A 12,422-nucleotide genomic window follows, 5' to 3' on the forward strand; every position below is an offset into this window, starting at 1 on the left:
GGCGGCCGCCCGACCGGGGCGGCCGCCGCACGGGGCCGGGCGGGGTCAGCCGAACAGGTTGTGCAGCGGGATCAGCACGCCCGCCGCCGCGGTCAGCAGCCCCGTGGACAGCAGCACCAGCCCCACCGCCACCGCGCCGGCCACCGCCAGCCGGTGGGCGACGAGCTGGGTGCGGGCCCGCCGCCGCCGGTTCGCGGCCGTGCGGCCGAGCACCAGCAGCGCCGCCCCCAGCACCGCGGGCGGCCACCACTGCGCCTCGGTGTCACCGGGCAGCAGCCCAACCACCGCGCCCGCCGCGGACGCCACCCCCGCCACCGGCGGGCTCGCGCTGAACGCCAGCACCGCCTCGTAGGCGGTCACCAGCGGCGTGGTGGTCTCGGGGTAGAAGCCGTCGGCCCGCAGCCACCGGCCCAGGCCGTCGAGCAGCCCCAGCACCCCCAGCGGGTAGGCGAACCGGCGGCACCGGCCCGCGCCCATGGCCCGCTCGATCTGCGCCATGCCGCGGTCGACGCGCCGCTGCTCGGTGCGCCGCCGCCGCAGGTACCGCGCCCGCCGGGGGTCGCCCTCGGGCGGGGCGGCCGGGTCGTAGGGCGGCGGGGTGCCGGGCGCCGCCCCGGCGCGCACGGCGCCGGCGACCCGGTCGCGCACGCGCGCCCACCCCGCGCCGGCCGCGCCCGCCGCGGCGTCCCACCGGCCCCGCCAGCGGGCCCGGGTGTCGGCCCGGTCGCGTTCGCGCCGCGCGGCGCCGACACCGGAGGCCGCCGGGAGGGTCAGCACCGCCGTGACCAGGGCGGCGAGCGCGGTGACGTCGCCGCGTCGCCCGCGCAGGGCGGTGTCGCGCTGCTCGCGCCACCACGGGGTGTAGGGGGCGTCGCTGCGGTGCGCCGGGTGCCAGGACTGCGCGCGCAGGGTCCGCCGGGTGCGCTGGGCCGCGTCGGGGTCGAGGACGAGTTCGACCGCGTGCGCCCACGCCGCGTTCCACTCGTGGAGGTCGGGCGCGGCGGCGGTGCGCGCCCCCTGCGCGGCGAGCCGGTCGACCGCGGTCCGCACCTGCGCCATCACCAGCGGCACCTCGTGCTGCACCCGCTCCAGCCGCGCGCACCGCCCGGTGCCCTCGGCCCGGCACGCCGGGTGGCCGCACCAGTGCCGCGCCGCCTGGTCGAGCGCGCCCATCTCGACCGCCTCGCGCAGCACCCGGTGCCGGGCGCCCTCGCCGGACGCCGCCAGCGCCAGGACGCCCTCGGCGGTCACCTCGTGGCCGCGGTAGCGCGGCGGCATGCCCGGCACGAACCGGGCGGCCAGCGCGCTGATGGCCAGGTGCACGCGTTCGGGGTGGGCGTCGAGGTCGGTCAGGAACGCCCGGTCGAACGTGTAGTCGTTGACCTCGCGGTCGAGCCAGGTGCGCAGCACCGGCCAGTGCGTGCGCAGCCACACCTCGCCCTTGTCGGACCGGTCGAGCAGGTCGAACGCCAGGCTCGGCGGATCGTCGTGGGAGACGTCGGCGAACCGGATCGGGGCGTGCCGGTGGGCGCGGGTGATCTCGGGCCGCTCCCCGGCCAGCCACTGCCGCACCTGCGCGTACCCCCACCGCGCCCGCGGGGCCGGGGTGAGCAGGCCCCGGGCGAGCAGCCGCCACCGCTCGTCGGCGATGGCGGAGACGTCGACCTCGGTGGACCGGGCCGTCAGCCAGTTCTCGCCCCGCTCCGGGCGGCGGCCGGTCATCAGCTCGTGCACCATGATGCCGAGCGACCACCACGCCGCCGGGGCCTCGCGCCGGCCCTCGACCACCTCGGGCGCCGCGTAGTCCTCGGTGATCGCCAGCCCGCCGTAGACCCGGCTCATGGTGGCGCGCACCGCGCCGCCGAAGTCGGTCAGCGCGAACACCGGCGGGTCGGCCGAGCGCACCAGCAGGTTCTCGGGCTTGACGTCGGTGTGGTTGTGCTGGAGCTCCTCCTGCCAGTGGTGCAGGCACGCGGCGATGGCGGCCACCACCGCCCGCGCGTGCTCCTCGGGCAGCGGGGCGCGGTCCATGACCGTGCGCAGCGACCCCAGCGGGAAGTACTCCTGTGCCTCCCAGGCGACGTCCTCGCCCCACGAGCTGCGCGCGGTGCCGTAGCCGTCGATGGCGGGGGTGTGCGGGTCGGCCGTGCCCCGGGCGCGCAGCCGGTCGAGCAGCTCCCGGTTGACGTCGTGGCCCGGCCGGTACACCTTCAGCGCGATGCGGCGCGGCGCGCCGCCGGCGGACGGCGGCGCGGCCTCGGCGAGGTAGACCACGGCCTCGCCGCCCGACCCGATGTGGCCCAGCACGTTGTAGGCGCGGCGCAGCTCCGCCGGGATGGCGTAGTCGACCTCACCCGCCGGGCCCACCACGACCCGGGCGACGATGCGGGAGAACCACGCCAGGAGCGGGCCGAGGGCGCGCCGCCACCAGGTGTCGGCGTCGGCGACGGCCGGGCGGCGCACCCGGGTGGTGGCCCCGGCGGGGCCGGCCGCGGCCTCGGGGCCGGACGCGTCGACCGCGGTGCCGCCCGGGCGCAGCACCCGGGTGGCCCACCCGGCGCGGGTGCGGTCGGGGTCGAGCCGGGTGGTGGGCGCCGCGGGCGCGCCGGGGCCGATCCGGGTGGTGGGGGCGGTGGGCGCGTCGGGGCCCACCCGCGTGGTCGGTGCCGTGGGCGCGTCGGGATCGACCCGCGCGGTCGGCGCGGTCGGCGCCTCCGGACCGATCCGGGTGGTCGGCGCGGCGGGGTCGGACCGGCGGGTGGAAGGGTCGGGGTCCGGATGCTCGGGTGTGGCCATCGTGCAGGCGGTGTCTCTCGCGTGGTCGAAGGGGCTCCTGCGGGCGGACCCCTCCAGACTAGGCGAGCCCGCGCCGCCGCCGCAGGGCGCGGGCCACGGCTTTTCCCCTAGGGGGAGGGCGCGCGGAGCGGCCGGGGCGCCCCCGCCGCCGCCGTCGCGGCGTCACCGCTGCTCTAGGCTGGTCCCGATCATCCCGCGAACGCACGCGACGCCGCCGAGGCGCCAGAGCCAGGAGCGCTGAACATCCCGTGACCGGACCCACCATCATCGGCGCGCAGCGCTTCCGCGACGACGACGGCTCCGCCGACCCCGAGGTCGCCGCCCGGCTCGACGCCTACGCGCGGGGCGAGGCCGGCGACCGCCAGGTCCTCGCCGCCCTCGGCCCCGCGCGGCTGCTGGTGCCCGTCGTCGCCGTGCCCACCGAGGTCGAGGAGGGCGCCGACGGCCTGCGCCGCGACAAGCGCAGCGAGGTCGCCGTCCCCGTCCTCATCGGCTCCGACGGCCGCCGCGGCGTGCTCGCCTTCACCTCCGTCGACAGCGTCCGGCGGTGGCGCGCGGACGCCCGGCCCGTCCCGTTCACCACGGCCGACGCCTGCCGGGCCGCCCTGGACGAGAACGCCGACGCGCTCGTCGTCGACGTCGCCGGCCCCGTCACCTACGCCGTCCAGGGCCGCTTCCTCGCCGCGCTGGCCGAGCACGGCGCGCTGCCCGCCGCGAAGGAGGACCCCCAGGTCCTCGCGCTGATCTACCGGGTGACGCACACCGAGTTCGGCATCGAGCGGGTGCGCGTCCACGACTCCGACACCGCCGACATCGGCGTCCGCCTGGAACTGGACCACCGCGACGACGACTCCCTGCGCCGCGTCGCCCAGCGCCTCGCCGACGAGCTCGGGCCCCTGCTGCCCGGGGGCATCGAACTCAGCGCCGTGGTCCGCGCCCGCCGCGACGACTGACCCCCCGGCCCCGGCCGCCGCCCGCCCCGGCCGGGCGGGCGCGCCCGCGCGAAGTCCGCTAGGTTCCGCTCATGCCCGAACTCCCCGACGTCCTCCTCGCGGCGGTCCTCGGCCTCCTCGGCGCCGCCGTCGGCCTCGCCTCCGGGCGCCTGGTCCCGATGTTCCCCCGGCACGACCCCGATCCCGACGACCCCGCGCCGCCGCCGCCCCCCGGCTGCCCGCACTGCGGCGCCGAGATCCCGTTCGTGCGGTGGCTGCCGGTGGTGCGCGTGCGGGGGTTCGCGCTGCGCGGCCGCTGCCCCGCCTGCCGCACCGCCCTGCCGCCCGCGCCCGCCGTCGTCGCGGCCACCGCCGCCGTCTACGTCCTCATCGGGCTGCGCCTCGGCGCGGCGGGCGCCGCCGCCTCCCCGCTGTGGCTGGCCGCGCTCCTGTTCCTCGGCGGGGTCGGGGTGCTGCTCGCCGTGATCGACGTGCGCGTGCACCGGCTGCCCAACGTCCTGGTGCTGCCGTCCTACCCGGTCGCGCTGGCGCTGATGGTCGGGGCGGCGTTCACCGCCCCGGCGGCCGCCGCCTCAGGAGCGGCCGCGGCCGCCCACGGCGACCTCGTCCGGGCCCTCATCGGCATGGCCGGGCTCGCCGCGTTCTACTGGGTGCTCTGGTTCATCTACCCGGCCGGCATGGGGTGGGGCGACGTCAAGCTCTCCGGGCTGCTCGGCCTCTACCTCGGGTGGGGCGGCCTCAGCGGCGTGGTCTCGGGCACCTTCCTGGCGTTCCTGTTCTCCGCCGTCCTGGGCCTGGGCCTCATGGCGGTGGGCCGCGCCACCCGCAAGACCCAGATCCCCCTCGGCCCGTTCATGATCGGCGGCGCGCTCGCCGTCATCCTGCTGGGCGACCCCGCCGTCCTGCTCGGCTGAGCCCCGGCCGCGCCGCGGGCGCCGCGCGCTCGCCAGCATCAGCAGCGCCCCGGCCACCAGCACCACCGCCGTCACCGTGCCCAGGCCGCCGCCGTCGGTGCCGTAGGCCGCGCGGAAGAACGCCCCGATGCCGATGTGCACCACCGACCACAGCGTGCTGCCGACCATCGCCCACCCGATGAACCGGCGGAACGGCATGCCGACCGTCCCGGCCAGCACCGGGACGATGGCGTGCACCACCGCCACGAACCGGGACCCCACGATCGCCAGCCCGCCGCGCGGCCGCGCCAGGACCTCCTCCGCGTGCAGCCACCGGTCCTCGCCGATCCACCGCCCCATCCGGCTGCGGCGGAACGGGACCCCCGCGTACCGGCCGATGGCGTACCCGGCGGACTCGCCGATCAGCGCCCCCGCGAGCGTCGCCCCCACCAGCACGACGAACCCCGGGACGTCGGTCACACTCGCCCCCGCCACCAGCACCACCGGGTCGCCGGGCGCGAACAGCCCGATGAACGCCGTCGTCTCCAGCGCCATGAACAGCAGCACCACCCCCGCCACCAGTAGCGGCGGCAGGTCGGACAGGGACGCCAGCAGGTCGTCCGAGAATGAGGCCATGCGGCGATTCTCCCGGGTCGGGTGCCGCCCGGGTACCGACGAACGCCGGTACCGGGACGGTCCCAGGGGCGGACCAGGGTCGGCCCCTGAGGGGACCTAGGGCACCGGCACCCCCCGGCACGTGAAAGGATCAGGGGCATGATGCGCTGGCTGACCGCGGGGGAGTCCCACGGACCGGCACTCGTCGCGATCTTGGAGGGCCTGCCGGCCGGCGTCGCCGTCACCTCGGACGACATCGCCGCCGCGCTGCGCCGCCGCCGCGCCGGGTACGGTCGGGGTGCCCGCATGAAATTCGAGCAGGACCGGGTCTCCGTCATCGGGGGCGTCCGGCACGGCCGCACCCTGGGCGGGCCGATCGCCGTCGAGGTCGCCAACTCCGAGTGGCCCAAGTGGGAACAGGTCATGTCGCCCGACCCGGTGCCGGCCGACGAGCTGGACGGCGTCGCCCGCAACGCCCCGCTGACCCGCCCCCGCCCCGGCCACGCCGACCTGGTGGGCATGCAGAAGTACGGCCACGACGAGGCCCGCCCCATCCTGGAGCGCGCCAGCGCCCGCGAGACCGCGGCCCGCGTCGCCATCGGCGAGGTCGCCCGCGCGTTCCTGCGCCAGGTCCTCGGCGCCGAGATCCTCAGCCACGTGGTGTCCATGGGGCCCGTCGAGGTCCCCGACGGCACGCTGCCGACCCCGGCCGACCTCGACCGCATCGACGCCGACCCGCTGCGCTGCTTCGACCCCGACACCAGCGCCCGCATGGTCGCCGAGGTGGACGACACCAAGAAGTCCGGCGACACCCTCGGCGGCGTGGTCGAGGTCCTGGCCTACGGCCTGCCGCCCGGCCTGGGCAGCCACGTCCACTGGGACCGCCGGCTCGACGCCCGCCTGGCCGGGGCCCTCATGGGCATCCAGGCCATCAAGGGCGTCGAGGTCGGCGACGGCTTCCGCACCGCCGCCCGCCGCGGGTCCGCCGCACACGACGAGATCGAGCCGGGGGCCGACGGCGTGCGCCGCCGCAGCAACCGGGCCGGCGGCGTCGAGGGCGGCATGAGCACCGGCGAGCCGCTGCGCGTGCGCGCCGCCATGAAGCCCATCGCCACCGTGCCGCGCGCCCTCGACACCGTCGACGTCGCCACCGGCGAGGCCGCCCAGGCCCACCACCAGCGCAGCGACGTCACCGCGGTGCCCGCCGCCGGCGTCGTCGCCGAGGCCATGGTCGCCCTGGTCCTCGCCGAGGCCGCCGTGGAGAAGTTCGGCGGCGACTCCGCCGAGGAGACCCGCCGCAACCTGCGCGGCTACCTCGACACCCTGGCCATCCGCTGACGGGCGCCCCGCCGCCCGCCCACCAGCAGCGAGCCCCAACGAGGAGGAAGCCATGAGCCGACCCGTCGCGGTCCTCATCGGCGCGCCCGGCGCGGGCAAGTCCACGGTCGGCCGCGCCCTGGCCGACCGCTTGGGCACCGGCATGTACTGCACGGACACCGAGATCGAGGCGCGCGCCGGCAAGCCCATCGGCGACATCTTCATCGAGGACGGCGAGGCCGCGTTCCGCGCCCTGGAGCGCGAGGTCGTCGCCGAGGCGCTGGCCGCCGCGGACGGCGTGGTCGCCGTGGGCGGCGGCGCCGTGCTCGACCCCGCCACCCGCGCCGACCTCGGCGGCCACCACGTCGTCTACCTCCAGGTGGAGTTCGCCGAGGCGGCCAAGCGCGTCGGCCTCGACCAGGCCCGCCCGCTGCTCGCGGGCAACCCCCGCGGCCGGCTGCGCAAGCTGCTGGAGGAGCGGCTCCCGGTGTACGAGGCGCTCGCCTCCGCCACGGTGCCCACCACCGGCCGCCACCCCGAGGAGATCGTCGACGACGTCGTGGCCACGCTGCCCGCCCGGCACGAGGACGGCGCCCGATGACCGCCACCCGCATCCCGGTGGGCGGCTCCTCGGCGCCCTACGACGTCGTCGTCGGCAGCGGCGTCCTCGGCGAGCTGGCCGGCCTGGTCGGCGACCGCGCCGAGCAGGTCGCCGTCATCCACCCCGCCACCCTGGGCGCCCTCGCGCGGCCGGTCGTCGGCGCGCTGGAGGCCGCCGGGTACACCGTGCACGCGCTGCCCGTTCCCGACGGCGAGGCCGCCAAGGACGCGGCGGTCGCCGCCGACCTGTGGGCGCGCCTCGGCCGGGCCGGGTTCACCCGCTCCGACGCCGTCGTGGGGGTCGGCGGCGGCGCCGCCACCGACCTCGCCGGGTTCGTCGCCGCCACCTGGCTGCGCGGCGTCCGCGCCGTCCTGGTGCCGACCACCCTCCTGGGCATGGTCGACGCCGCCGTCGGCGGCAAGACCGGCATCAACACCGCCGAGGGCAAGAACCTCGTCGGCGCCTTCCACCCCCCGGCGGGGGTGCTGTGCGACCTGGCCACCCTGCCGTCGCTGCCGACCGCCGACTACATCGGCGGGCTGGCCGAGGTCGTCAAGGCCGGGTTCATCGCCGACCCGGTCATCCTCGACCTGGTCGAGGACGACCCCGAGGGCGCCACCCGCCCCGAGGGGCGGCACACCCGCGAGCTGATCGAGCGGGCCGTCGCGGTCAAGGCCGAGGTGGTCTCCGCCGACCTGCGCGAGAGCGGCCGCCGCGAGATCCTCAACTACGGGCACACCCTCGGCCACGCCGTCGAACGGGCCGAGCGGTACACCTTCCGGCACGGGTACGCGGTCGCCATCGGCATGGTCTTCGCCGCCGAACTCGCCCGCCTGGACGGCCGCATCGGCGCCGACCTCGTCGCCCGCCACCGCCGGATCCTCACCTCGGTCGGCCTGCCCACCGGCTACGCCGCCGCGGCCTGGCCGGGGCTGCGCGACGCCATGCGCGTCGACAAGAAGGCCCGCGGCGCCACCCTGCGGTTCGTCGTCCTGGACGGCGTGGCCCGGCCCGCGATCCTGTCCGGGCCCGCCCCCGAGCTGCTGGACGCCGCGTACCGCGAGGTGGGCGCGTGAGCGCCCGCACGCGCCGGACCCACTAGACTGGCGGGACGACACCGGTGCCGCAGCGGCCACCGCGTCCCCGCGCAGGGTCGACGCCGCCGACCGGGCCCGCCCCACCACCGACTTCGCCATACCGCTGGGAGAGACGACCGAAGTGGCCACGACGAACGACCTCAAGAACGGCACGACCCTGAAGCTCGACGGCGGTGAACTCTGGAACGTCGTTGAGTTCCAGCACGTCAAGCCCGGCAAGGGCGGCGCGTTCGTCCGCACCAAGCTGAAGAACGTCACCTCGGGCAAGGTCGTCGACCGCACCTTCAACGCCGGCGCCAAGGTCGAGTTCGCCAACGTCGACCGGCGCGAGATGCAGTACCTCTACGCCGACGGCGACTCCTACATCTTCATGGACACCGCCACCTACGACCAGCTGCACGTCCCCAACGCGGTCGTCGGCGGCAACGCCGACTACCTGCTGGAGGAGGCCAAGGTCACGGTCGCCGTGAACGACGGCAACCCCCTCTACATCGAGCTGCCCGCCGCCGTCGAGATGACGATCGCGCAGACCGACCCCGGCGTGCAGGGCGACCGCTCCACCGGCGGCACCAAGCCCGCCACCCTGCAGACCGGCGCCGTCATCCAGGTCCCCCTGTTCATCACCACCGGCGAGCGCGTCAAGGTCGACACCCGCACCGGCGACTACCTCGGCCGCGTCAACTGATGGCGTGCACCCGTCCCGTCCGCGAGGCGGGCGCCGGCCGGCGCCCGGGCCGCGGCCGGAAGCGCAGGGCACTGTGAGCGGGGCACGGCGCAAGGCGCGCCGCCGGGCCGTCGAGGTCCTCTACGAGGCCGAGCTGCGCGGCACCTCCGTCGCCGAGGTCATCGAGCGGCGCCGCGCGCAGCCCGAACCGCCCATCAACGCGTTCACCGAGGAGCTCGCCGCGGCCGTCGACCAGCGCCGGGGGCGCATCGACCGGCTGCTCGGCGAGTACGCCATCGGCTGGACCCTGGAGCGCATGCCGGTCGTCGACCGCAACATCCTGCGGATGGGCGCCTACGAGCTGCTGTGGGCCGACGACATCCCCGACGGCGTCGCGATCGCCGAGGCCGTCGCGGTGGCCAAGGAGCTGTCGACCGACGAGTCCCCGTCGTTCATCAACGGGCTGCTGTCGCGGCTCATGGAGAACAAGGCCGAGCTGGCGCTGTAGGCGCCGCCGAGGAGGACCCGTGACGGACAAGTCCGGCGGCCCGGCCGCCGAGGGCGCGGCGGGGCCCGGACCGCACCGGTCGGCCACCACGGCGCGCACCGCCGTGGTGTGGGAGGCGCTGCGGGGCCTGCTGGTCGACCTCGCGCGCGACACCGACGCCCCGCTGGAGATCGTCGACGCGGGCGGCGGCACCGGCGGTGCCGCGGTCCCGCTCGCCGAACTCGGCCACCGGGTCACGGTGGTCGACCCCAACCCCGACTCGCTGGCCGCGCTGGAGCGCCGGGCCGCCGAGGCCGGGGTGCGGGTGCACGCCCTCCAGGGCGAGACCCGCGACCTCACCGACCTGCTGCCCCCCGACCACGCCCACGTCGTGCTCGTGCACAACGTGCTGGAGTACGTCGAGGACCCCGTGGCCGCACTGGCCGACGTCGTCGCCGTCACCCGGCCGGGCGGCGCGGTGAGCCTGCTCGCCGCCAACGCCGTGGCGGGCGCGCTGCACCGGGCCCTGGCCGGGCACGTCGGCGACGCCCGGCGGCTGCTCGCCGACCCCGAGGGGCGGTGGGGCGACGCCGACCCCATGCCGCGCCGGTTCACCGCCGAGCGCCTCGCCGCCCTCGTCGAGGGCGCGGGCCTGGTCGATCCCGCCACCCGCGGGGTGCGCGTGTTCGCCGACCTGCTGCCCGGCCGGGTGTTCGAGGGCGACCCCCGCGAAGGGCGCGAACTCGTGGAACTGGAGCGCGCCGCCGCCGGCCACCCGGCCCTGGCGGGGATCGCCACCCAGGTGCACGTCGTCGCCCGCCGCCCCCGCTAGGGGTCGGCGGGGGAGCGGGGCGCGCCGGAGGGCGGCCCCGGGGCGGGGGTGTCGGTGCAGGTCGGAGCGGGGCAGGGCAGACTGGGGCCATGAGTCGACGTCAGCTGGAGCGCGGGACCGCGATGCGCGGCATGATCGGCGCCGACGGCATCGAACCGCTCGACCCCGCCGCCGCCGAGGACGCGGACTGCTCCATCCTGCATATCGACATGGACGCGTTCTTCGCCAGCGTCGAGCAGCTGGAGCACCCCGAGGCGCGCGGCCGCCCGGTCATCGTGGGCGGCACCGGGCCGCGCGGCGTGGTGTCGTCGGCCGACTACATCGCCCGCACCTACGGGGTGCACTCGGCGATGCCCATGGTGCGGGCGCTGCGGCTCTGCCCCGACGCCCTGGTGTTCCCGCCCGACGGCCCGGCCTACCGGCGGGTGTCCGAGGCGGTCATGGACATCTTCCGGTCCGTCACCCCCGAGGTCGAGCCGGTCTCGATGGACGAGGCGTTCCTGGACGTCTCCGGGGCCCGGCGCCGCCTCGGCGGCCCGGTGCGGATCGCCGAGCTCATCCGCGAACGGGTCCGCTCCGAGCAGCGGCTCACCTGCTCGGTCGGGGTGGCCGCCACCAAGTTCGTCGCCAAGCTCGCCTCCACCCAGTGCAAACCCGACGGCCTGCTGCTGGTGCCCACCCGCCGGGTCACCGCGTTCCTGCACCCGCTGCCCGTGGGGGCGCTGTGGGGGGTGGGCGAGAAGACCGAGCAGGCGCTCACCCGGCTCGGGCTGCGCACCGTGGGCGACGTGGCGGCGGTGCCGCCCGCCACGCTGCGCCACGAGTTCGGGCAGGCGCTGGGCGCCCGCCTGGCGGCGCTGGCCGTCGGCGACGACGACCGCCCCGTGGTCCCCACGACGCCGGACAAGAGCATCGGCGCCGAGGAGACGTTCCCGCGCGACGTCGACGACCCCGGGACCATCCACCGCGAACTGCTGCGACTGTCGGAGAAGGTGGCCCGCCGGCTGCGCTCCTCGGGGCAGGCCGGCCGCACCGTCGTGGTGAAGCTGCGCCGGGCCGACTTCACCACCATCACCCGGTCGCGCACCCTGCCCGAGGCCACCGACGTCGCCCGCGAGATCACCGCCGCCGCCCGCGAGCTGTACGCGGGCGCCGGCCTGGAGCGCGTGCGGCTGCGGCTGGTGGGGGTGCGGGTCGAAGGGCTGGCCGACGCCTCGCAGGTGCACCGGCAGCTGGCGCTGGACGAACCCGAGACCGGGTGGCGCGAGGCGGAGCGGGCCATGGACCGGGTGGCCCGCCGGTTCGGGCCCGGGGCGATCCAGCCCGCGGCCTTGGCCAAGCGTGACGAGAATGACGTATAGTACGGCAACTTCGGAGCGTCGGCGGGCGTTGGACGGGGTGCGGGGGCCACGCTCCGCCACCCCGCGGCGCGCGGATCGGCGCCCTCGGGAGCCGGGGAAGGAAGAAGGGTTGCGAAGCGGTGTTGCGTTCGGACAGTGAGGGTAATGTGACCCGTGTGGGTCAGCTACATGCGCATCTTTTCTTTCCGGGAGGCGCTAAGCCACCGTATTCTGGGCATACCACTGACCATCAGATCGTTGTTCAGTACCCGTCACCCCACTCGGGGACTGTTTTTGGGAGGCGCCGTGCCGCTCTCTGAACACGAGCAGCGCATGCTCGACCAGATCGAGCAGGCGCTGTACGCCGAGGATCCGAAGTTCGCCAACACCGTCCGCCAGACGAACCCCGCGGTCCACTACAAGCGGTGGATCATCAAGGCGTCCGTCGGCTTCGTCATCGGTATCGCCCTGCTCATGAGCGGCGCCGTCCTCCAGCAGGTCATCGTCGGGGTCATCGGGTTCATCGTCATGCTGGCCTGCCTGCTGTGGGGCCTGTCCGGCTGGCGCCGGGTGGCCGGCGGCGAGCCCGCGGCGGCCGAGGGGCCCGACCCCAAGCAGCCGCAGCAGCGCCGCTCCCAGCGGCCGGGCATGATGAACCGGTTCGAGGAGCGCTGGCGCCGCCGCCAGGAGGGCAACGACCGCTGACCCGCGCGGCACGGCACCCACCGCGGTAGCACCTTCGCGAACGCGCCCCAGGCACCCGCCTGCCGGGCGCGTTCCCGTGTCCGCACCCGCCCCGCACCCGCCGCCCCGGCCGCCGTCGCGGC

11 protein-coding genes and 1 pseudogene are annotated in these 12,422 nt (G+C 76.6%); 10 read left to right on the forward strand and 2 right to left on the reverse strand.

Annotated features, from left to right (window positions below):
* Positions 1-45: 45 nt before the first annotated feature.
* On the reverse strand, positions 46-2,796 hold the full coding sequence (locus NT8_RS23380) for a protein kinase domain-containing protein (protein WP_084469215.1): 2,751 nt from the start codon (positions 2,794-2,796) through the stop codon (positions 46-48).
* Positions 2,797-3,044: 248 nt separating this feature from the next.
* Here NT8_RS23380 and NT8_RS23385 point away from each other — a divergent pair, with 248 nt between their 5' ends.
* Positions 3,045-3,749, forward strand: coding sequence for an SseB family protein (locus NT8_RS23385; RefSeq protein ID WP_067973712.1), 705 nt, complete (start codon positions 3,045-3,047; stop codon positions 3,747-3,749).
* A gap of 71 nt (positions 3,750-3,820) precedes the next feature.
* Positions 3,821-4,663, forward strand: coding sequence for a prepilin peptidase (locus NT8_RS23390; RefSeq protein WP_067973715.1), 843 nt, complete (start codon positions 3,821-3,823; stop codon positions 4,661-4,663).
* Between the two features lie 180 nt (positions 4,664-4,843).
* Here the strand turns inward: NT8_RS23390 and NT8_RS31510 are convergent.
* Positions 4,844-5,278 (reverse strand): annotated as a pseudogene (locus NT8_RS31510) (DedA family protein); the annotation flags it as partial.
* 138 nt (positions 5,279-5,416) lie between these two features.
* Between NT8_RS31510 and aroC the strand changes: the two are divergent.
* From aroC to NT8_RS23435, 8 genes are all read left to right on the forward strand, one after another.
* Complete coding sequence (gene aroC / locus NT8_RS23400; RefSeq protein ID WP_067973719.1) at positions 5,417-6,595, forward strand: chorismate synthase; 1,179 nt, start codon at positions 5,417-5,419, stop codon at positions 6,593-6,595.
* 52 nt (positions 6,596-6,647) lie between these two features.
* Positions 6,648-7,175 carry a shikimate kinase gene (locus tag NT8_RS23405; RefSeq protein ID WP_067973722.1) on the forward strand — a complete coding sequence of 176 codons (528 nt, stop codon included), beginning with the start codon at positions 6,648-6,650 and terminating at the stop codon, positions 7,173-7,175.
* Positions 7,172-8,251: a 3-dehydroquinate synthase gene (gene aroB, locus NT8_RS23410; protein ID WP_067973724.1), complete on the forward strand. Its 1,080-nt coding sequence runs from the start codon at positions 7,172-7,174 to the stop codon at positions 8,249-8,251. The genes NT8_RS23405 and aroB overlap by 4 nt, the downstream gene beginning before the upstream one ends.
* 142 nt (positions 8,252-8,393) lie before the next feature.
* Positions 8,394-8,957, forward strand: a complete 564-nt coding sequence (efp, locus tag NT8_RS23415; RefSeq protein WP_067973726.1) for an elongation factor P — start codon at positions 8,394-8,396, stop codon at positions 8,955-8,957.
* 73 nt (positions 8,958-9,030) lie between these two features.
* The gene (gene nusB, locus NT8_RS23420) at positions 9,031-9,444 is read left to right on the forward strand and encodes a transcription antitermination factor NusB (protein WP_067973729.1); all 414 of its coding nucleotides are present in this window, start codon (positions 9,031-9,033) and stop codon (positions 9,442-9,444) included.
* 19 nt (positions 9,445-9,463) lie between these two features.
* Positions 9,464-10,255 (forward strand): methyltransferase, encoded by a 792-nt coding sequence (locus tag NT8_RS23425; RefSeq protein WP_067973731.1) that lies wholly within the window; start codon positions 9,464-9,466, stop codon positions 10,253-10,255.
* Positions 10,256-10,344: 89 nt separating this feature from the next.
* Positions 10,345-11,616 (forward strand): DNA polymerase IV, encoded by a 1,272-nt coding sequence (locus tag NT8_RS23430; protein ID WP_245646302.1) that lies wholly within the window; start codon positions 10,345-10,347, stop codon positions 11,614-11,616.
* Positions 11,617-11,901: 285 nt separating this feature from the next.
* On the forward strand, positions 11,902-12,300 hold the full coding sequence (locus NT8_RS23435) for a DUF3040 domain-containing protein (RefSeq protein ID WP_084469218.1): 399 nt from the start codon (positions 11,902-11,904) through the stop codon (positions 12,298-12,300).
* Positions 12,301-12,422 lie beyond the last annotated feature (122 nt).

Source organism: Nocardiopsis trehalosi NBRC 14201, assembly GCF_001552555.1.
Lineage (GTDB): Bacteria > Actinomycetota > Actinomycetes > Streptosporangiales > Streptosporangiaceae > Nocardiopsis_B > Nocardiopsis_B trehalosi.

What these genes read in the sequence shown, in the direction of transcription:
- NT8_RS23380 (WP_084469215.1), bottom strand. Translation starts at nt 2,796, where the DNA reads ATGGCCACACCCGAGCATCCGGACCCCGACCCTTCCACCCGCCGGTCC.
- NT8_RS23390 (WP_067973715.1), top strand. Translation starts at nt 3,821, where the DNA reads ATGCCCGAACTCCCCGACGTCCTCCTCGCGGCGGTCCTCGGCCTCCTC.
- aroC (WP_067973719.1), top strand. Translation starts at nt 5,417, where the DNA reads ATGATGCGCTGGCTGACCGCGGGGGAGTCCCACGGACCGGCACTCGTC.
- NT8_RS23430 (WP_245646302.1), top strand. Translation starts at nt 10,345, where the DNA reads ATGAGTCGACGTCAGCTGGAGCGCGGGACCGCGATGCGCGGCATGATC.
- aroB (WP_067973724.1), top strand. Translation starts at nt 7,172, where the DNA reads ATGACCGCCACCCGCATCCCGGTGGGCGGCTCCTCGGCGCCCTACGAC.
- NT8_RS23405 (WP_067973722.1), top strand. Translation starts at nt 6,648, where the DNA reads ATGAGCCGACCCGTCGCGGTCCTCATCGGCGCGCCCGGCGCGGGCAAG.